Genomic DNA, 20,883 nt, shown 5'->3' with positions numbered 1-20,883 from the left:
TGCTGATCCTAGCAATCTGGTTTAACTTACACCCACCTGCTGGGCATAGGCGTAGCCCGTCGTAGACATCGCCTTTAACAGATGCTCTTGACGTGGTTCAATATAAATTTGCTTGCGAATTTTGCTCGACACAATCTCGACACAATATTAAATTGTACATGATGTATACATTACAAGAAACAGATGGGAGTTTGAAAGCCCCGGAGGAAAAGCCCACAGCGCCGCAAACACCGTGCTTATCCTCTGATGCGACTATTTATCTCCTAATAATAATAATAACTATTGTTGGTACTTTTCTGACCATTACCAACTATGCCTAATATATTCAACCGAGAAATTTTCAGGTTATCTAAAGCTGCTTTTAGCATTGAGGAATTTGTTTTTTGAATCCTGACTACTATCAAAAGCCCATCAGTGTGGGGTACTATCAGGCTAGCATCGGCTAATCCCACCAAAGGAGGGACATCATAAATCACTAGGTCAAAACTGTTATGTAAATCTGTCATTAGTTCCTTCATTTTTTGAGATGAGAGCAACTTTGTAGGGTCGGGTGGTATTGGTCCAGAGGTGATTACAGATAATTGCGTCATGGAAGGTAGTTGTTGTATTACTTCTCCCACTGGCAAGTTTGTAGAAATTAAATTGCTTAATCCCCATAGATTATTTAAACCTGATAGGTCGTGAATTGTGGGTTTACGAAGATCAGCATCTACAAGTAGGACTCGTTGTCCCATTGTTGTAGCTATTTGAGCTAGATGGAGGGCAACCGTAGACTTTCCGTCACTAGGCATAGCTGAACTCATAACTATGGAGCGAATCGGGCGATCGGAACTGAGTAGTTGAATATTTGTATGAAGTACCCGCAGGGCTTCTGAAAACCTGGTAGAAGAGTCACCATAATTTTGATTTGGTAAAACAGCTAACCCAGCAATTAAGGGAGAAGAACAATTTTGTATATTTGTTAAGGGAATTATTTGATTAAAATTGCGGTTTTTCTTAGTATCAATTTCCTTTTCAAAAGGAATATTTCCTAACAATGGTTGTTTGAGCTTTTTTTTCAGTTCATCAATAGTATGGTAGGTATTATCTAGCTTTTCTACAAGTAAGACAATACCAATTGCTAAGAGGATGCTTGCAACCAATCCCAGTATAAAATTGCGTTGGGTAGAAAAAGGATCAATAGGAATATCTAAGGTAGTTGGTATTTGAAGTAATTGCCAGCCAATATCCGATTGGGATATTTGAATTTGGAGATTTTCCTGGGTTGATAGAAACCGATTTAAACTTTCACCAGCAATTTGTAATTTGCGCTGTAATTCAATGTACTTTCGTATTAAAACTGGCAGTTGGTTGCTTTGTTGTGCAAATTTCCGTTCTATTTTGGCAAGTTCTTGGCTTTGTACTTCTAAGGTCTGAAGCTGTGTCGCTAGTTCGGCAAAGCTTACACCCAATAAGCGCTCTGACTCTTGACGTAGCAAAGGTAAAAGACTAGCTCGTCTATCTTTCAATGTTTGCATGCTAGGATTCTCTTCTTGCAAACGAGTTGATTCTGTAGCAATCAGAAGATCAAATTGGCGTATTTGAGCAATCAACTGTTGGTATAAAGGAGCATTATTCAGAATTGTTGTTGCTCCATTTCTTCCTTGTAGGATAGCAAAATTAGCACGAACTTGGCCTAACTGTAGATCAATTGCTTGTTTTTGTCGAGAGAATTCAGTAGTTTGTAAAGCAATTTGCATTATTTGGGTTTCTGGGTCATTAAAATTATACTTTTGTCGAAAAAGTTGCAATTCTTGTTGGATCTGATCGACCCGATTTTGGATAGATGGCAGTTTTTTTTCAATAAACTCAACCCCCCGACGTAACTGGGCTTGCCTCCTTTCTTGACTATAGTTTAAGTAATTTCGTGCTATTCGATCTAGTACAACTTGAGTTTGCTTTGGATTGCTACTTTGATAACGAACTTCTATAATCTTGGTTTCTACTAACCGATTAATCTTCAGAGATTTTATAAGAGAATCATAGTTGATTTCTGGATAGGATGCTTGCAACTGTTTAATAGTACTTTTCATCAGTTCAGGACTCTTAAGAACCCAAATTTGGCTTTCATAATCTAGACTACTAGACTTATCTGAGTTCAAGTCTTTGATAACATCCACAACTGTGGGGTCCTTATATAGAGGTTCTACTAACAGTTGAAAACTGCCTTCATATTCTGGGGGCTTCTCCTTTACCACCAAGTTAATCACTACAAGTGTCATTAAAGCAATCGTTACACTTGTCATGAGTAGCGATCGTCGCCGTAAAATACTTATAAATTCTTGAAGGCTCCATTCTTCTTCTTGTTCTTCAGCCCAGCGAACAGGTTGATTTTGAGGAAATGGAGGCACAGAGTTATGACTGCCATTAGAACTTGAATTTTGAGAAGGATAATTCTCTATCATGTGTTTAATAGTTGGTAATGCACTGAACGGGAGCAGTAAAAAGGCTTCTGAAACTTTCAGTTAAGTATCTTGGATTTAAGTACTAATATATACTGGAGATAATACTTACTTGATATTCTCTTTAATGAAAGCTCTGCATTTTTTATGGAGTGCAGCACGTAATAAAGGAAGTAAAAAGTATAACCTTCAGTACTTACTTGGTATTTGCTTGCTCAAAGTATAACAACAGAACTCAAGCATTGACAAAAAATACCAAATATCAAACAGGAGTTTCAGGTATTAAAACTTGATTTTTCGACGCTTTTTCAGCAATAACGGGGTTGGGCTATGCCTCGGCGACTCATCAAAGGATGATTAAGAAAAGCCTGAAACGCCCTATTTTCGTTAAATATAGTATATAAATACTAATTAATTGAGACAGTGCGTAAGTACTAAAAATATTTATAAAATAAATATTTTGCTAGTATATCTTTTGTAATGTAAAGTTTTGATGAAGTTTCGGTCTTCATAATTGAAACATGATAAGGTGGGGCGTAACAGATGTTACACGTAAAAAATAAAACTCAATGATGATATCTTTAAAATTCCTTTAAGGATGTTTGAACAGTGAGCTTTGTATCATTATTGTTCTAGTTTAAGTAGCTTTTCGTAGAAAAGCCTTGCCACAGGATGCGTAGTGTTCCAAGAAGAATTCAAAAGTCAGGAGTCAGAATGAAGACGCTCATGGACATGAGATAGCGTGGCGCTGTCAGTGGGGGACTCAAACCCGCACTTCGACCCTTCGACAAGCTTAGGGCAGGCAAAAGCTCAGTGACCACCACTTTATTGTTGACCACTAAATCTGCATATTTAGTGGAGGTCTTAAACCCCTTTATTCAGAAGCTCGTCGACTGGGCTTTGTTCTGACAACTGATGCCTTTATTCTTTCTTGGTAAAGCATCTCAGTCCTAAAGAGAGATTAGGCTTTTTGCTTTAACTCGTTCCGCTTAGGGAAACTTTAATACATAGCTTGAATCTTTCAAACATTGAGAGAATAAACAAGCCTTTTTCTACTCTAGACTAGGAACATAGATGATGAGACTTAATGAACTTAATCAATGGATTAATCAACAATTATTGCCATCGATTTCCACTGAGTTAGATGCAAGGAATAAACCTTCTGTAAAAACTCAAAAATCAATTAAATTATCTGTACTAACCCAATTTTTTCCCCCAGATTATGCTGCTACAGGGCAGTTGATTGAAGAACTAGTGAAACAGTTAGGGAAGCAAGGGGTGGAGGTTGAAGTCTTTACAAGTCAGCCAGGATATGCGTTTAGCTCTGATACGGCCCCAGCAGTTGAATGGGCTGATCAAATCAGAATTCAGCGATCGCGCACTGCCCAAATCTGGACGGGAAGAATTCGTGGTAAAGCTGTTAATGGAATACTATATACTTTACGTGCTATGCTCTATCTGCTGAGAGCTTGGCGTCGCAACAATATATTACTAATAACTACAGCTCCTCCATTTTTGCCAGTTATCGGATATCTGGCTTATTTATTGTTCCGATTGCCCTATGTGTGTGTACTCTACGATCTATACCCTGATATTGCGATCGCACTAGGCGTAATTTCCAAGCGTCACTGGCTAGTACGCTTGTGGCGTGGGATCAACAAACAGGTTTGGCTAAAAGCCAAGGGGATTATAGTACTTAGTCCGGTGATGAAAGAACAGGTATTAGCGCATTGTCCCGAAGTAGCTGATAAGATTTCTATAATTCACAGTTGGGCTAATCCAGAAGCGATCGTGCCGATTGCCAAGCGAGAAAACTGGTTTGCTTGGAAGTATAATTTAGTTAACAAATTTAGCGTCCTCTATTCTGGCAATATGGGTCGCTGCCATGACATCGACACCATGTTAGAAGCTGCAAAGCAACTACAAGATGAGCCAATTCAGTTTGTCTGCATTGGTGGTGGTGCCAAACGAGAAGATTTAATCACGGAAGTAAATCGATTAGGGCTGAACAATTTTACGTTTTTACCTTATCAAGATCAGCAAGTGTTACCCTATTCTTTAACAGCTTGCGATCTATCATTAGTGAGTGTGGATGCAACTACAGAGGGTTTAGTTGTTCCCAGCAAATTTTATTCGGCTTTAGCCTCTGGGCGACCAATAGCAGTAATTTGCTCACAGACTTCATATCTCAGAGAACTAATGGCTGAAGCCAACTGTGGTGGGACATTTGATAATGGAGATGGTCAAGGTCTAGCGCAATTTATTCGCTTTCTGAATCGAGATCCACAAATAGGAGAACTAATGGGCAAAGCAGGTCGCCAGTATTTGCGATCGTCGCACTTTACACCGAAAGTTATCTCTCAACAATACTTAGATGTTTTGCAGCAGGCACTATTGTCTGATCAGATAATAGCCAGATATCAAAGCGATCTAAAGTAAGTATATTGGAATTAAATAAGTCGGAAGTCGGAAGTCGGAAGTCGGAAGTAGAGTTTTGTAACGGGGATTTAGCGCTGCATTGCGGTCTTGGGGTCTCTCCAAGAGGAGCAACTTTGTAAGACAGAACAAGACTTACATACTTGCTTTTTTATTGAACCGGGGAACTTAAACTAAACCGTTTTTGTTAATTGAATATTTTTGGAGTACTTTTTTAGGAGTTGGGCTTCGATGGTCTTATTGATCTCAGTCCCTCCAACATAGCCTTCCTTGCTCATAGTTGTTGTCTATACAGGAGGTGAAATTGCAGAAAAGGTGTGACCGAAATCGGAAACGTTCCCAGCGACGGGCTATTTATTGCCCCATTCATAGCTGCTATATCGATAGCGTCAGTCAGAAATATAAAATGTTTGCTGACCAAGCAGGTCAATTACAGGAACGAGGGATAAGTCGGCGGAATGCATTGATGTTAGTAGCTAACCAAAGCGCAGTGGCTATAGAAGGGGAATGGTTAGAAGCTTTTTGGTGTGACGAGTGTCAGCAAACAACTTGGTATCATATTCATAAGTGTGGCGATCGCAGTTATGAAATTTCGCTAGCACCACAAGAACTATGGCAACAAGTAAGCGGAGTAATTGATGCTCTGGGGAACCCTTCTGTTGGGGAGTTTACCCGTAAGAGTGCCAGATATATTGGTTATCAAGGTCTTAAAGGTTTCCAGTTTGTGAGTTAAGTGTTATTATTGCCATTTTGTTATATTAATCTTCAATCAATAATTATGAGTAGTCCTTTGCAGATGTGATTTAAAGGTCTAATGAAGACCTAACCCCCAACCTCTTACGCCAGTTGCTACAACGGGGAGGCAGCGCGATCTTGGGGGTTTCCCCCATGAGTGACTGCCGTGGGAACCCCCGCAACGCACTATTTAGCAGTGGGTAAAGGAAATCCAGTTAAGGCGAAGGACAAGCTGGGATGGCAAGCGAAATACAAGATGAAGCAGGTTGTGCAAATGATGGTGGAGGCTAAACTATCGCAATCCTAAATCATTCATAAATGCGAAGGAGCATCCCGAAGGCAAGCGATCGCATTAGTCAAAACTGACGTGCGATCGCAATACTTGGAATGGGGCGATCGCTCTTATAAAATACAAGTAGTAAGCTGCTCGTCGGGAGGCATCAGCAGAAATAGGAATAACCTTAGCTAATTTTGGTGAAAATTGCGCTTATAAAATAGAAGAAATTTTGAATCATCAGTTTTTGTGTAATACTACAGATGATTTTGAGAGAGCAATTGATAAAGAATGAACCCTCAACTCAACTGATAATGAATAAAACGTTGCTTGGATTAAAATAGGTATTAGTCAGTTTAAAAAAACAGTCGATTATGGAAGAACTATTATTGTTACGTCAACTTATTGAAGAAAAACAATATGAGAAAGCTCTAGAAGTTGTAGATGAACTTGAAGAAATGTCAAGGGAAGATAAATTAAATAAGATTTATAGCTATGCGGTAATTTTGTTGTTGCATTTAATTAAGCAAGAAGCTGAAAAACGCAGTACCCGTTCTTGGGAGTTTTCTATTTATAATGCCAGCAAAGAAATTAAAAGGGTTAACAAACGGAGAAAATCAGGTGGATGTTATGCCAATGAAGAAGAATTAAAGGAAATTTTAACTGATGCCTTTGATACAGCGCTTAAAAAAGCAGCATTAGAAGCTTTGGAAGGTATATATACAGATAATGAACTCAAGGAAAAGATTGAAGAATGCCAAATTAAAAGTAAAGCCCTTAGTCTAATTTGCTAATTGATCATTTGGTCATTTGGAGGTAAAAAATTTTATTATTAGGGCGTGAAATTGATATAGCGTTTCCTAATCAAATGAGGTACATCATAGCCCCCTCTGGAAGAGCGGGGAGAGGGTGGGGTTCAAATTAAGTTTTGTGACGGGGATTTAGACCCCGACCCAAAACTTACGGGTTATTGAACCGGGGGACTTAAACCCACGGTACTCGGTTAAAGCACTATACTGAAACAAGACAGTGACTAAGGGGAAAAGGAAAAGTTATGCTAACCCAATCCACAACTGAGAAATTATACAACCAAGACTTTTGCCTTTGGGTCGAGACAACTGTCCAGCAATTACAATTGAAGCAATTTGAGACAATAGACTGGGAAAATTTGATTGAGGAGATCAAAGACTTGAGTGGGAGTCAAAAGCGAGCTTTAGAGAGCTTATTAAGCCGACTCCTTGAACATCTGCTCAAGATAGGATATTGGAAATCAGAATATCAGGATAATTCCAATCACTGGAAAGGAGAGATTCGAGCCTTCCGTAAACAAATCAAAAAGTTGCTGAAAGTAAGTCCTAGTCTTAGACCTTATTTAGAAGATATATTTGAAGAATGTTATCAGGATGCGAGAGAAATTGTAGCTGATGTAACAGCACTCTCTATCGATACTTTCCCAATGAGTCCTATTGCCAGTTTAGAACAGGTATTAGACGAAAATTGGTTACCAAAAACTTGTACTTGACTGTAATTTAGATAAGTTTTTCATCATAAAGTTTCAATATGAATATGTAGACAAAAACCGTGAAGGTGATCACATTTGCCACTACAGTGATTTGCGGAAAATGCAACAGCATTATCCCCAGTGGCCAATTAGCAAGTGATTAACATAAATTTTTATAGCAGTTCTCGTTTGGATGCAACACATAGTAGACACTTAAGCGATCGCACTTCAAGAATATGCTCTGATTGAAAGGCAAACGTTCTGGTTGTCGTACTGTATCACACTGCGATCGCTAACCAACGGGATGATTTACACAATTTACTAGATGAAAAGCCTAGTTTGCGTCAATACCTTCCCGATATTTTAACTAAAGCCTATCGTAATGCTCGTCGGAAGGCATCAGCAGAAACAGGAATAACTTTAGCCAATTTTGATGAAAATTGCCCTTATAAAATAGAATAAATTTTGAATCATCTATTACTGGTATTGCTAAATGAGTTTACCATTCTTTCTTTACAGACGTTTAGCCCGTTGGATCACTTGTGAGTTTAATTGGCAAAATCAATCCAAAGTTACACTTAAAAATAAATATGAAGTAGCTAGCTTTAAAAATGTTTTTTGTCATCCATTTTACTGGCAAGTATTTCAATGGGTTAATAGCTCTCCAAAATTAGTGGTGGACTGTGGCGCACATTGCGGTCATTTCAGTATTTTGGCAGACATTTGTTTTCAGAGTAAGTTTGGTACTTCAGATACTAAATATATTCTTGTTGAACCCAATCCATATCTTTTACCAATTGTCCAAAAAAATATATCAAATGCTGGTCTAAGCCACCGAGTTGAACTTAAGCAAGGTCTTCTAGGAGAAAAAAATGGTAGCGCAACACTTTGGATTAAGCCCCAGAATTATTTGGCTAGCAATATGCAGTACAGCCAAGGAACAAAACCTTTCAATATTTCTTTCATTGATTTACAAGAAGTAGTGGGTAAAAGAGTGATTGACCTAATGAAGATAGATATTGAAGGAGGTGAGTTTGCCTTTGTACGTTCTCATATAGATATCTTTAAACAGGTAAATTTAATTTTTATGGAATTGCATAATGCCCCGGAAGAACTTCATCATGAAATGTTTGATTCGTTGAAGTCAGTAGGACTAAACTTGGGAGCTGAACCTGTAGAGGCTAATGGACAGAAACTTCTAGTCTGGCAACGCTCATAGATCAAAAATTTCAGACTTTAGGCACAAACTATCTAACTTCCTAGAGCAGACAAAATAAAATTTTCCTAAAGTTTATCACAATCAAATATCGCTAGCAAGCAGTGCTGCAAAATAAAGCTATCAGTATACTTATAAAATTAATTATTGTTCAGCGATATCTGGCAATTAAATCTTTGATATTAGCATTGTTTACCTCTGTTTTAGAGGGAATTTCTACTCCTCTTGTGATGCTAATTCTTCAAGAGTTGGGGGGTGGTTTACCTAATATCAGTCAATCACCAAGAATTGTTAAAAACATAGTTGAACTATATACCATTTTTCCTAAAAATTTGCATTTGCTAATATTAATAGTCAGTTTATTAAGCTTAACAATCATTAAAAATATATTTTTATATTTTTCTAATATAAATATTAATAAGTTACAGTTGAAAATTGGATTTTTACTTCGTAAACTTTGCATTGAACGCTTTTTAGAACTAGAAGTATCATTCTATAGTCGATCAAGTATAGGTAAATTATTAAGTTATGTAAATGAGCAAGCCCAACGCAGTGAAAATTTATCTGCTCAAGTGCTAGAAATCATTAGAGAAATACTGATGATTTCTATACTTTTAACTGTATTGATTGCCTTATCATCTGTATTAACAATAATTAGTGTCATAAGTTTCTTATTAGTATCTTTACTGCTAAAAGCAGTGCTAAATTCTGTTAGACTTTATGGACGCGAAGCCGCTAACTCTATAGACGAATTTTCTTCATTTATTACAGAGTTACTGAGTGGAATTCGAGTGATTAAATCGTTTAATTCTGAATTCAGGGAGCTAGAGCGTGCTGAGAAATGTCTAACAAACCGCTATGTGGCAGAACTAGGAGCTTTTAAATATAATTCAGCAATAGTTCCCCTGACTGAAACAGCAGGAATTACCCTACTGTTGTTGCTTCTTGGTGTAGGTTCAAGCGTAGTTTCTCCCATAGGAGGTGGGGGATTACCCCTATTGTTAGCCTACACGTATACATTATTGCGAATGATACCGCGAATTAATCATCTTAATAGTTTATGCTCCCAACTAACATTACTATCAGGGAGTTTAGAAGTAATTCATGATTTTTTGTCATCTACAGATGAACTACATTTACCAGATGGTCAGAAGTCATACAGAGGTTTGACATCTGTAATAAATTTTGAAAATGTTAGTTTTACTTTCGCTGCTAATTCAGAACCTACCCTGAAAAGTATAAGTTTTTCAGTTAATAAAGGCACAATAACCGCCCTTATTGGTTCATCAGGTAGTGGCAAATCAACCCTAGCCGATTTAGTGATGAGATTTCATGATCCTGATTCTGGCAGTATCAAAATTGATGGAATTGACTTACGAGAATATCAAATTGCTTCTTGGCGAAACTCCATTGCAATAGTAAGTCAGGAAACATTCTTGTTTCATACTTCCATTCGGGAAAATATTACCTATGGTTGTCCAGATGCGACGGAGTTAGAAATTATTGAAGCTGCAAAAAAAGCTTATGCTTATGAGTTTATTCAAGAATTGCCAAAAGGTTTTGATACTATTGTGGGAGATCGTGGTGCAAGACTATCTGGTGGACAAAGGCAGAGAATAGCGATCGCTAGGGCAATTTTGCGCGATCCAGACATCTTAATTCTGGATGAAGCAACTAGTGCATTAGATTCAAATTCTGAGAGGATTGTTCAGAGAGCAATTGAAGAAGTAAGCCGCGATCGCACTGTAATTGTAATTGCTCACCGCCTTTCTACAATTGAGAAAGCGGAGAAGATTATTGTTATGTATAACGGTAGAGTTGCAGAGCAAGGAACGCATGAAGAACTACTAGAACTTCAGGGTGAGTATTGGTCTTTATATAAATCTCAAGTATCTGTTAAAGAGCAAATTATTCAATCAACTTGAAATCAAAAGTTTCTATGACATCTACTAGCCTGTCTTACAAAGCACGCTTAAACTCCATTGATGCTTTAAGAGGTTTAGCTGCCCTCACAGTTGTTTTCTACCATGCTCGACCTATGTTTTGGGTTGGTTTGGGGGAGATATGGAAGCAATATGGTTTGAGTATAAATATTAATTCTTGGTCAGGCTATGCTACAGCCCCTTTATACTTCGGTGGTCTAGCTGTATATCTATTTTTTATAATTAGTGGTTACTGCATCCACCGACGAGGCGCACAGCAATTAATTTCTGACTCCAAAGCCAGCTTAAATCTCAAACAGTATGCAATCCGACGTATCTGGAGAATATACCCAACTTACATAGTTGCTTTGTTAATTACCGCTTTAGTTGATGTTTATGTAAGAACATATTATCCAATAGAGGTTAATTCTGGACAGAGCAACTCATTATTTACTTTTATTATGAGCTTATTAGCTCTGCCAGGACTTGCAGCACCATATTTTGGAAGTAACACAGTTTTCTGGACTTTAGCTGTGGAAATACACTTTTATATAGTTTATCCAATACTTTTCTATATCTCTCGTAAACATGGAGCGGTAAAGACTTTAGCTCTCACATTTGCAATTAGTCTAATATACATATCTGGTGATTTTTTACTGAATTTATCGGATTTATTTCCTTATCGTGGCTCTGGTAATCCTATTTTTTTACCTTTTTTGTTTACTTGGACTTTTGGATTTTACCTGGCTGAAGTAGAAGTAGGACGTGCTGCACTCCCTAAAAGATATTGCTTAATCGCTGCTTTAGGAGTAATTATTGTTCTCATAGCGTCTTTGTTTGGGCTTTCTAGCCTAGTAGCTTTTAGCTCTACATTGCCATTAGGTGGATTATTGTATTGGAGCATAAAACCTCAAGGAAATAGATTTTGGGGTTGTCAGCTAGGAAGTTTATTTACTAAAGTTGGTCTTTTCTCTTACTCACTATACGCGATACATCGACCTATTTTATTATTTATTAAAGTCTCTGTAGCCCCTTTTGGAGAAAGATTTATAACCTTGATTCCTGCGTTAAGTGCATCTTCACTAGCAGTATTAGTGGCATGGTTTTTCTTTCTCTTAGTTGAAAAAAGAACTTTGAAACCGATTGCGTAGTAAAGAGGAATCAAGAATGCAGTTGTCAAAATTACTTATGGATCTTCAGTACTTGTTATGCTAAATCTCTTTGATAAAACCCTGAAATCCTTATTTTTCAATATAATTAGCATTATTTACTAATATTTTAGGGTTTAATCAATGATTTTGGCTTTTAACCTTATTTTTTAAGCCAAATTTTGATGTTTAATTAATAATTTGGCATAACAGGTACTGAAGAACCTTACTTATTAGTACTTCATGATAACTATTGCGTTCTCTGTAAATCCTAATCATCTTATAACTAACGTAAGCTAAAAATAGTATATAAATGAAAGTTTTACTAGCTGGTTCTCTGTTAGGATATGGAGGTATTCAGAGTCATCTAAGATGGTTAATTAAAGCGTTAGGAGAAGAAGGATATGAAATTCTTGCCGTTTCTGTGGGAATTCAAACGCCCTCAGATGCAGATTTGCGGTATCTACAAAAATTCCAGAGTGGAAAGGTTGAATTTCTGTGCTTTCCTGCCTTTCAGAAGCAAAAGTTTGACTTTCACTTATCTAAATTACAAAGATTGGCAGAAATTACAACTATCATCAAAAAGTTTTCGCCTGATGTCTACTTGGCAGTTGGTACAGGTTGGAATCTTTTCCTTCCACCTCTGCTATCTAGAACAAAAACAAGACTGATATTCCATGAAGTGATGTCAGGTTTTGCTGGTAATTGGCATGATTCGCGTTGGGCAGCGCGTTGGTGCTTTGATGATGTAGTAGGACAGTCTCCAACAGTAGCAAAGACTTTTGCAGAATCCTTTGGTTGGAAAAAACCAGTTTGTGTACTTCCAGCAATTCCAGAACCGCTTGAGGTCACTGCATTTCTACCTAAGGTTACATCCAAGAAAGTAGAAGTCGGCAAAGCCAAAGCCGCTCTTTTCAGTCGTTTGGTACCCCATAAACAAGCTTTTTGGCTAGTGCAGCAATGGAATTCACTCAAAGACGTTTTACATGAGTTGCATATTCATGGAGGTGGACCGGAAGAAGCTCTAATTAAAGAATACATTTCATTCCACAGTTTAGGCGATCGCGTTAAGTGCTTTGGTCGTTATCCAGAGGGTCAAGCTTATGTTGACCTTCTTAGCAGCTATGATCTCACCTTGCTACCTACAGTTGGGGCAGAAGGAGCGCCCTTGGTACTTTTAGAGTCAATGGCTTGTGGAATACCATTTGTAGCTTATGGAGTTGGCGGAATACGTGATTATGGAGTAGATAATACGAATGTCATCATTGTTCCTCCTGAACCTTGGGTAACAAATCAAGCTAAAGAATTTACAACAACAGGAAAACCAAGTCAGACAAAGGCATTTATTGATGCTGTTGGGGAGATGAGTCATAAATTGGCAGAGGGAAAAATTAATCAGATGGAGTTACAACAGTTTTACCTTGAACGATATTCCTATCAAGTTTTGAAAAATGCTTGGTTATCTTATCTATGTAAATAACTATTCCCATGGACTTAGCGAAATCTCTGGCTTACAGACTTCTAAAGTACACCTTAATGATAAATGATTAGGCGTTATATCAAGTGAAGCGTTTTATTAGCATTCAAACTGGAGCAAGGCGAAATTATGCAGTACCAGCTATTTTAGAGAAAGCTGGACTGGTCTATTGTACTGGAGTGTTTCAGTGCAAGGAAACCATTTTTGGCGTTGTTGGTTTGGTCGTTTACTTGCTCGAGTTGGAATTTTTTCCTATTCACTTTATGCAGTACATATACCATATTTATTGATTATTAAAGTCTCTATACTGCCTTTGGGTAAAAAATTTACAACTTTAATTGGCTCTTCAGTACTTGTTATGCTAAATTCATTTAAGAAAACCCTGAAACCTTTATTTTTCAATATGATTGACATTATTTACTAACATTTTAGGGTTTTAGCACTGATTTTGGCTTTTAACCCTATTATTTAAGCCAAATTTTGATGTTTAACTAATAATTTGGCATAACAGGTACTGAAGAACCCTTTAATTCCTGTATTAATCACATCTGTATTTGTGATTATTGCAGCTTGGTTGTTGTTTTTACTAGTTGAACGATGGACTTTAAGTCCACTTGAATTGAAAAGAAACAGTCGGTAGCACAGCACAAAAATAGGGATATGGACAAAAGTGATAACAAAAGAATCCTTTTTTACTTTGGTGGTTTTGCACCAGTAGGAGGCATTGAAACATTTGCTAATAATCTTCTCAGTCATCTCCAAACAAAATGTTTCAGTTGTCAGTTGCTTTGTTGGGGTCAAATATCACCATTAATCAAAAATCTTAAACATGAAAAGGTAAAAATAATTATTAGTCCTTGGCGTTGGGGATGCCAATGGAACATACCAGATTGGTTGCTTTTACCAATTGGTCTTCAGCAAGTTCAGCAGGCTGATGTAGTTTTATTTGGCAAACTTTTTCCTCTGAAAATTTTGAAAAAGCTTCGAGTTAAAGCTCATAAAAATACTAATTTTATCTATATTACTCCATACAAGCTATCATTACCAATTAATCATTTAGAAAAAGACAAAACTTTAGAGTCATTGAACCTTTTCGACACGATTATAGTACAATCAGTTACCTTCATCAAAGAATTGCGTAAAATTGGCTATCAGAAGCGAGTTGAAGTTATTCCATATATTCCTCACAAATTTGGTTTATTAAAACCTCTACCACAAGAGGAAGAATTAAAAATTGGCTTTTTAGGCAGACTAGTTGAAGATAAAAATATTCCTTTGCTCTTACACGCATTTGATATTTTTTATAATAAATATTCAAATCAAGCTACTCTTGAAGATAGAGAAATAAAAAAAGTCAGTTTACACATTTTTGGTGATGGTCATCTGCGTCAGGAACTTGAGCAATTGACACAAGACCTGGGAATTCAGCCTTATATCATCTTTCACGGTAGTATTCCAAATAGCCAAGTCGAGGAAGCCATTGTATCTTGCCACTTGTTTGCTTTTACATCTCGCTCGGAAGGACAGTGTCTTGCTGCTTTAGAAATTTTGGCATGTGGTCGCCCAATTGTGGCTACAGAGGCTGGTGCATTACCAGAAATTTTAAGTGACTCACGCTTAGGTAGATTAGCCCAGTCACCTCACCCCGAAAACTTCGCTTCTAACATTTTAGAGGTAGTAAATCTGCTGACTCAGAAAACAATGACACCAGAAATTATTCGTGCAGCTTACCTCGAACGATATGATTCAGATAAGATAGGCGATCGCTATATCGAAATTGTAAAATCTCTTATTTCATAAAGTCTATACAATTGAAGGAATATTTCTATGAATTTTACTAGATTGACAAAAATCAAAGGATATATTTCACCAGATGGTTTACCTGAATTAACAAAAGACTTAAAATATTTATTTCGTCGCAGCTTTTTAGGATTACCACGAGTTGAAATTTCTGAGCTTTTTAATTTGGAAGTAGATGAGTTTAAAATTGTCATCCCTAATCATGACCATGATTCGGTGAGAAATGCTTCTCTCACCATAAATGACAAAGTAGCAATTGCTACTATTTGTCACATAGTAAAGCCTCAAACAGTTATTGAAATAGGAACTTTTCGCGGAGAAACAACAGATTTAATAGCTCAAAACTTAGTTGATGCCGACATTTATACTTTGGAACTACCACAAACTTTTAGCAGACATAGCTTCCGAGCAGATAGTGATGATTTAGAAGTTCTTAAGTTAAGAAAACCAGGTTTATATATTCAAGATATGTATGCTACTAATAGTCGCATACATCAAATTTATGGAGACAGTGCAGTATTTAACTTTGAAGGAATTAATCAAACTTTTGACTTAGCCTTTATTGATGGTGCTCATTCATCTGAATATGTCAAAAATGATACTGAAAAGCTTCTACCTTTAATGAATCCAGGAGGATGGATAATCTGGGATGATTACAGTTTTAGTTTTCCAGAAATTATTCAATATGTAAACACTTTTTATTGCAAAGGGGCATTTCATATATATGATACGCGATTTGCTGTATTGCATCTTGAGGATTAGGACTTATCTACTGTTAAAAATAAAGACAAATCATCTGAACAGGGAAATCAATCTTTTGGCAAAACACCCGTATTCATCTCTGCTATTAAACAGATAGTAGATAAACTATCCCAGAGTGAAATTGATCAAGCTCAGTTACAACGATTTTATTTAGAGCGATATTCTTATTCAGTATTAAAAAAGGTTTGGAGGTCTTACTTATGCAATCACTAATACAATCTGTTTTTCAATCTAACGTTGGGCAAAATAAAAATAAGTTCACAGTAGCTCAACTAGGTGCTAGAAGGCACTACTCTACTCCACGCATTTTATATGAAACCGGACATTTAGAACACTTTTATACTGATATATGTGCTATTAAAGGCTTTCCTAAATATTTGCGTTTGATTCCCCCAAAATTTCAGAGTAATTCTTTAGCAAGGCTTACCGGTCGAATTCCCTATGGAATTGACCCTAACCTAATCACAGCTTTTTCTGGTTTTGGCTTTGAATATATTTCTCGCTTACGCAAAGCTAGTTCTGCCTCTGAGACTATAAAAACATTTCTTTGGGCAGGAAAAACGTTTGGGCGGCTTGTTCTGCGTCAAGGAATACGTGGCAATGGCGTGTATGTTTTCAATACAGCAGGGCTGGAACTTCTACAGGCAGCAAAACAAGCCGGATTGAAAACAGTGATGGAACAAACTATCGCCCCTTACCAAATAGAGAAGCAGTTTCTGCAAGAAGAACAAGCTTTGCATCCTAGTTGGGAAGAACCCTTAGAGAAAAATGAATATCTAGCAGAGTACATTGAACGAGAAGAACAAGAGTGGTCACTGGCTGATGTAATTCTATGCGGTTCAGACTTTGTGCGTGATAGTATTCAACAATGCCAAGGACCAAAAGAGCGCTGTGTGATTGTTCCCTATGGTATTGATGCCAGTTTTGGTATTGATACCAGTTTTCAGCTTTCTGCTAAAACCCCACACCAAGGACTTTTGCGAGTATTAACTATAGGTTCTGTAGGATTGCGTAAGGGAATACCTTACGTACTGGAAGCTGCTAAACAATTGAAAGGGAAAGCCATATTTCGCGTGGTGGGTCCAGTTCAAGTTTTGCCTGATGCAGTAGCAGCTTTGCAGGAGAACCTGGAATTGGTGGGGCAAGTTGCCCGCTCCCAAATTATGCCTCACTATAATTGGGCAGACGTGTTTTTACTCCCCTCCATTTGTGAAGGTTCTGCTGCTGTAACCTATGAGGCTTTAGCCTGCGGCTTACCTGTGATCGCAACACCAAACACTGGCTCCATCGTAGAAGATGGCATTAATGGATTTATCGTACCAATACGCGATGTAGATGCCATTGTTACGAAATTAGAGTCATTTTGTACTCAACCTGAATTACTAGTAACAATGAGCAAAATGGCCTTAGAAAAATCTCAATCACTTGGCTCAGTATGGTTAGGCTCAACAACTTCAGCTAACGGCAACGAGAGGGAACAGGTATTACCAATACTCGAATAAAGTCAAATTAAAAACCTTGAAACGCGGTAGACCACGTAAACGACTTAGGGTGTTGTCAATCAAGCAACATTGCATTTAGGTAAGCAAGGATTTACAGTTCTTTCTGTGCCATATGAACAGGTCAGTCAATACTATCAAGTGGCTGATATCTTTGTGCTTGGTTCATTACAGGAGGGGTTCGGTCGAGTTTATCTAGAGGCGCTGATTCACGGTTTACCTTGTATTGTCAATGAGAGGATGTCTGAAAAGTTGTGAGGAGGTGATTTTGATTACGCAAGCTGTTTTAACATTAAACGAATCATTGCAACATAAATAAAAGCCTCTGAAGTTTGCGGTAAAATCTCATAGTCCTTACTGAGTCGGCGGCACCAATTGAACCCTACCCTATGTCCTCTCAACCAGCCAAGGCTTAGGGAGTACAACAAAACCTTTCTGTTCTTCAGAGCGTGTAACTACGCTCCAGAGCCAGCGATAAACATCCATCACCCAGTGCGTAAAACCTATACCGCGATAGCCACCATCAACCCAAATCTGAATCAATCTACCCATGCGCTCGCGTACTTGATCGAGTTTAAACAAAACTTGTTTTGCTCCTGCTTGTTCGCTCACGTTGGCGGCAGTAATTACGACAACTATAAGCAAGCCCAAGGTATCGATAAGTATGTGCCGCTTACGTCCCTTGATTTTCTTACCTGAGTCATAGCCGACTTCTTGGGATACCATTGTTGCCGTCTCAACCGATTGACTATCCATTATGGCTTCTGATGGAGATGGTTCTCGATTTTGGCTTACACGTACCCACAAGCGCAATCGTTCATGGATTTGTTGCCACGTCCCGTCCTTTGTCCACTGTCGAAAATAATGGTAAACGGTTTTCCAGTTTGGGAAGTCGTGGGGGAGCATACGCCACGCACAACCTGCACACAAGATGTAAAAGATTGCATTCACTACTGCTTCCATGTCAACACTGCGTTTTCTACCGCCTTTTTTCGCTGCTGGAATTAGTCCTGATAGCAGTTTCCACTGCTCCGAAGTCAAGTTACTTGGGTACGATGGACTCATGGCTCTCGTAACGCTGTCATACTTAAGTATTTTTTCTAATGACAGGATACCGTTACGTGGGCTTTCTTACTTTTCAGACATCCTCTTAGCGAATTTTTTAAGCTTACTTATATAAAGACAATTGGATCTAGTAAGTAAAATACTAATGGCTGAAATTTATCTCTACTTATTTATAGGAATTTGCATCGCCCTGATTGCTTGGGGGCTAATTCGCCTGGAAAGGGTTTACCAGTATCCCTTCTTTATGGCAGCTATTTTTATCTCATTTATTTTACCTCAAGCGATCGCCTTAGTTAACTACTCTTTTAGCTCAGTAGTCAGCCAAGCCGCCCTAGAAAGAGTTTTATTATATTCATGTATGTGTGTTGCAATGTGCTGGGTAGGCTATCAATCTAAGCCGAATAGCAAATTGCTAGCCAAGCTAGATATTCCGCTAGATGAGGGCAAGCTATTTCAAGCGGGGATTATCCTCCTGGCTATAGGACACTTATGTTATTTCTTACTATCTAAAATAGATATCCAAACAGCAGCCAATGGTAACTGGACAGGGCCAGCTACTATCTTATATTTCTTCGGCAGTGTGATCTACCTTTCTCTCCCCATCCTCTTATTAAATGTTCTCAAGCGTCCTAATTTTATTAATCTCACACTAACAATAATTGCTGCTTATCCCATATTGCAAGCTATTATTTTACATGGTCGTCGGCAGCCTACTATGGCATTTTTGATTACCATAGGCTTATCATTTTTCTTAGTAAAGCGCTACATACCTCCTAGATGGTTGTTTATTATAGGTATTATTAGCGCAGCTTATATTATTCCTGTACTTGGGCAATTGCGGGGTAATTTTTGGACTTTGGTTTTTAGCGGAGACTGGCAAACTCTTCTATCTACTTCTCAACACAGTTTAGACTCAGTTACACAAGGAAAGATATTAGAATTGCGAAATGCAGCTTTAATGATGGATGCTGCTACAGATCTAAATAAATACGGATATGGTACTGGATTTTGGGATGCTATTATTTTCCAATTTGTACCTGGACAAATTGTAGGATTTGATGTTAAAGCATCCCTACAATTTAAACTAGGAACGCTTCGTGATTTACAAGATATATACAGTTACCATATTCATAATGGCACAACACCTACTGGAATAGGTGATTCTTTTGTTGAATTTAGTTATTTAGGTTGTCTAACTTTTGCCTCAATCGGATATTTATTTAAAACCCTTTGGGTGTCAACAATATATCGAGGCAGTCTTGTTAGTACTCTCCTATACATTGGATTAATTGATTCAGCTATGGTGGGTATCACTCATGGTATCAGTAGATTTTTGCAAGAGTTTATATTTAAAACAGGTGTGTTATTTTTAATAGTCTATTTTTGTAGAAAAAAAATAAGTTTTAAGTATTCACAGCTTAATTCAGAAATAAAATCATAAATAAAAGTAATATTAATCTTGCTTAAAATTACTAAAATCTGTGCTAATTACGGACCATATCATCTAGCAAGACTTGAAGCGGCTTACAATAAATTTAAAAATCAAGAATGGGAAATTTTTGGTCTTGAATTAGCTCGGACAGAAGAAGAATATCCTTGGCAAATACAAGTCGAAAAATTTCCATGTAAAATTATTTCAGTCATTAAAGACTATCCATTGGAAAAGGCAAAATTCATTCCGTTATTATACAAATTAATCTTACTTTTGAACCAAATCTCTCCAGATGCTGTAGCAATTTCTGGTTATGCTCGTCCTTCTATGCTATCTGCCCTGTTGTGGTGTTTCTGGCATCGTAAACCTGCTATTCTTTTATCTGAAACGACAGAATATGATGAGCCTCGCTCTTGGTGGAAAGAAAAAATAAAAAGCTGGCTAGTTAAAAGATACCAAGCCGCTTTAGTAGGAGGACAACCACAAAAGCGTTACTTAATCAAGTTAGGAATGCCTGCTGATGCTATTTTTCTAGGTTATGACGTAGTTGGTAATCATGTCTTTCATCCTGAGCGCATTAAATGTTTGCCTTCTCCATTAGATAGGCCGTTCTTTCTAACTATTAATAGATTTGTTCCCAAAAAAAACTTACCATTTCTGCTTTCAGCTTATGCCGCTTATCGTCAAGTGGCAGGTGCTAAAGCTTGCGATTTAGTTCTTTGCGGTGATGGTGAATTACGTTTACAACTAGAAGAACAAATTGTTACTCAAAGACTCAAAGATTACATTCACCTGCCAGGTTTTCTTCAGCAGGAGCAAATCTTACCTTATTTGGCTCATGCAAATTGCTTTATTCATGCCAGCATTCAAGAGCAGTGGGGATTAGTGGTGAATGAGGCAATGGCGGCAGGTTTACCAGTATTGGTATCCAACCGTTGTGGATGTTATGAAGATTTAATCATTGAAGGAGTCAATGGTTTTGGCTTTGACCCTGAGAATCCTCAACAGCTAACTGAATTAATGCTGAAAATGAGTTCAGCAGATATTGACTTACAGAAAATAGGCGAAGCTGCTTTAGAGCATATTCAAAAATTCTCTCCTGACTATTTTGCTCAAGGACTAATGCAAGCAGTTGAATATGCTTTAGGAGTTCATGAAAATGGGAAAAAATAACA

At 37.6% G+C, this 20,883-nt stretch carries 17 protein-coding genes and 1 pseudogene; 16 read left to right on the top strand and 2 right to left on the bottom strand.

Features of this window, described 5'->3' with window-relative positions; genetic code table 11:
• Positions 1-263: 263 nt before the first annotated feature.
• Positions 264-2,444, bottom strand: a complete 2,181-nt coding sequence (locus V7L05_RS25905) for a GumC family protein (RefSeq protein ID WP_335168379.1) — start codon at positions 2,442-2,444, stop codon at positions 264-266.
• A gap of 1,071 nt (positions 2,445-3,515) precedes the next feature.
• Here V7L05_RS25905 and V7L05_RS25900 point away from each other — a divergent pair.
• The 14 genes from V7L05_RS25900 to V7L05_RS25835 all read left to right on the top strand — a co-directional run bounded on the left by V7L05_RS25900 (position 3,516) and on the right by V7L05_RS25835 (position 17,469).
• Complete coding sequence (locus tag V7L05_RS25900) at positions 3,516-4,880, top strand: glycosyltransferase family 4 protein (protein ID WP_442937086.1); 1,365 nt, start codon at positions 3,516-3,518, stop codon at positions 4,878-4,880.
• Positions 4,881-5,181: 301 nt separating this feature from the next.
• Complete coding sequence (locus V7L05_RS25895) at positions 5,182-5,610, top strand: hypothetical protein (protein WP_335168377.1); 429 nt, start codon at positions 5,182-5,184, stop codon at positions 5,608-5,610.
• Positions 5,611-5,769: 159 nt separating this feature from the next.
• Entirely contained in the window at positions 5,770-5,919 is a 150-nt protein-coding gene (locus V7L05_RS25890; RefSeq protein WP_335168375.1) for a hypothetical protein, read from the top strand.
• Between the two features lie 341 nt (positions 5,920-6,260).
• Entirely contained in the window at positions 6,261-6,680 is a 420-nt protein-coding gene (locus V7L05_RS25885) for a DUF29 family protein (protein WP_335168373.1), read from the top strand.
• A gap of 260 nt (positions 6,681-6,940) precedes the next feature.
• A complete protein-coding gene (locus tag V7L05_RS25880) occupies positions 6,941-7,408 on the top strand; it encodes a DUF29 domain-containing protein (RefSeq protein ID WP_335168372.1) in 468 nt (155 codons plus the stop codon).
• 240 nt (positions 7,409-7,648) lie between these two features.
• Positions 7,649-7,849, top strand: coding sequence for a DUF29 family protein (locus V7L05_RS25875; RefSeq protein ID WP_335168419.1), 201 nt, complete (start codon positions 7,649-7,651; stop codon positions 7,847-7,849).
• A gap of 31 nt (positions 7,850-7,880) precedes the next feature.
• Entirely contained in the window at positions 7,881-8,606 is a 726-nt protein-coding gene (locus V7L05_RS25870; protein ID WP_335168370.1) for an FkbM family methyltransferase, read from the top strand.
• 101 nt (positions 8,607-8,707) lie between these two features.
• The gene (locus V7L05_RS25865; protein WP_335168369.1) at positions 8,708-10,528 is read left to right on the top strand and encodes an ABC transporter ATP-binding protein; all 1,821 of its coding nucleotides are present in this window, start codon (positions 8,708-8,710) and stop codon (positions 10,526-10,528) included.
• Between the two features lie 14 nt (positions 10,529-10,542).
• Positions 10,543-11,676: an acyltransferase family protein gene (locus tag V7L05_RS25860; RefSeq protein WP_335168368.1), complete on the top strand. Its 1,134-nt coding sequence runs from the start codon at positions 10,543-10,545 to the stop codon at positions 11,674-11,676.
• Positions 11,677-11,986: 310 nt separating this feature from the next.
• Positions 11,987-13,153, top strand: a complete 1,167-nt coding sequence (locus V7L05_RS25855; protein WP_335168367.1) for a glycosyltransferase family 4 protein — start codon at positions 11,987-11,989, stop codon at positions 13,151-13,153.
• A 657-nt stretch (positions 13,154-13,810) separates the two neighbouring features.
• On the top strand, positions 13,811-14,950 hold the full coding sequence (locus tag V7L05_RS25850; RefSeq protein ID WP_335168365.1) for a glycosyltransferase: 1,140 nt from the start codon (positions 13,811-13,813) through the stop codon (positions 14,948-14,950).
• Between the two features lie 27 nt (positions 14,951-14,977).
• Complete coding sequence (locus tag V7L05_RS25845; RefSeq protein ID WP_335168363.1) at positions 14,978-15,712, top strand: class I SAM-dependent methyltransferase; 735 nt, start codon at positions 14,978-14,980, stop codon at positions 15,710-15,712.
• 200 nt (positions 15,713-15,912) lie between these two features.
• Positions 15,913-17,214, top strand: coding sequence for a glycosyltransferase family 4 protein (locus V7L05_RS25840; RefSeq protein ID WP_335168361.1), 1,302 nt, complete (start codon positions 15,913-15,915; stop codon positions 17,212-17,214).
• 69 nt (positions 17,215-17,283) lie between these two features.
• A complete protein-coding gene (locus V7L05_RS25835) occupies positions 17,284-17,469 on the top strand; it encodes a glycosyltransferase (protein WP_335168359.1) in 186 nt (61 codons plus the stop codon).
• 14 nt (positions 17,470-17,483) lie between these two features.
• On the opposite strand, the pseudogene V7L05_RS25830 reads toward V7L05_RS25835, so the two are convergent.
• Positions 17,484-18,276, bottom strand: a pseudogene (locus tag V7L05_RS25830) (IS5 family transposase).
• A 145-nt stretch (positions 18,277-18,421) separates the two neighbouring features.
• Here V7L05_RS25830 and V7L05_RS25825 point away from each other — a divergent pair.
• Together V7L05_RS25825 and V7L05_RS25820 are read left to right on the top strand one after the other, a co-directional pair.
• Positions 18,422-19,717 carry a hypothetical protein gene (locus V7L05_RS25825; protein ID WP_335168358.1) on the top strand — a complete coding sequence of 432 codons (1,296 nt, stop codon included), beginning with the start codon at positions 18,422-18,424 and terminating at the stop codon, positions 19,715-19,717.
• 18 nt (positions 19,718-19,735) lie between these two features.
• Positions 19,736-20,881 carry a glycosyltransferase family 4 protein gene (locus V7L05_RS25820; protein WP_335168356.1) on the top strand — a complete coding sequence of 382 codons (1,146 nt, stop codon included), beginning with the start codon at positions 19,736-19,738 and terminating at the stop codon, positions 20,879-20,881.
• The last annotated feature ends 2 nt before the right edge of the window (positions 20,882-20,883 follow it).

Source organism: Nostoc sp. (assembly GCF_036917755.1).
Classification (GTDB): Bacteria; Cyanobacteriota; Cyanobacteriia; order Cyanobacteriales; family Nostocaceae; genus Nostoc.
Note: the sequence above shows the minus strand (reverse complement) of the source record. Positions and strands in the feature narration are given on the sequence as shown.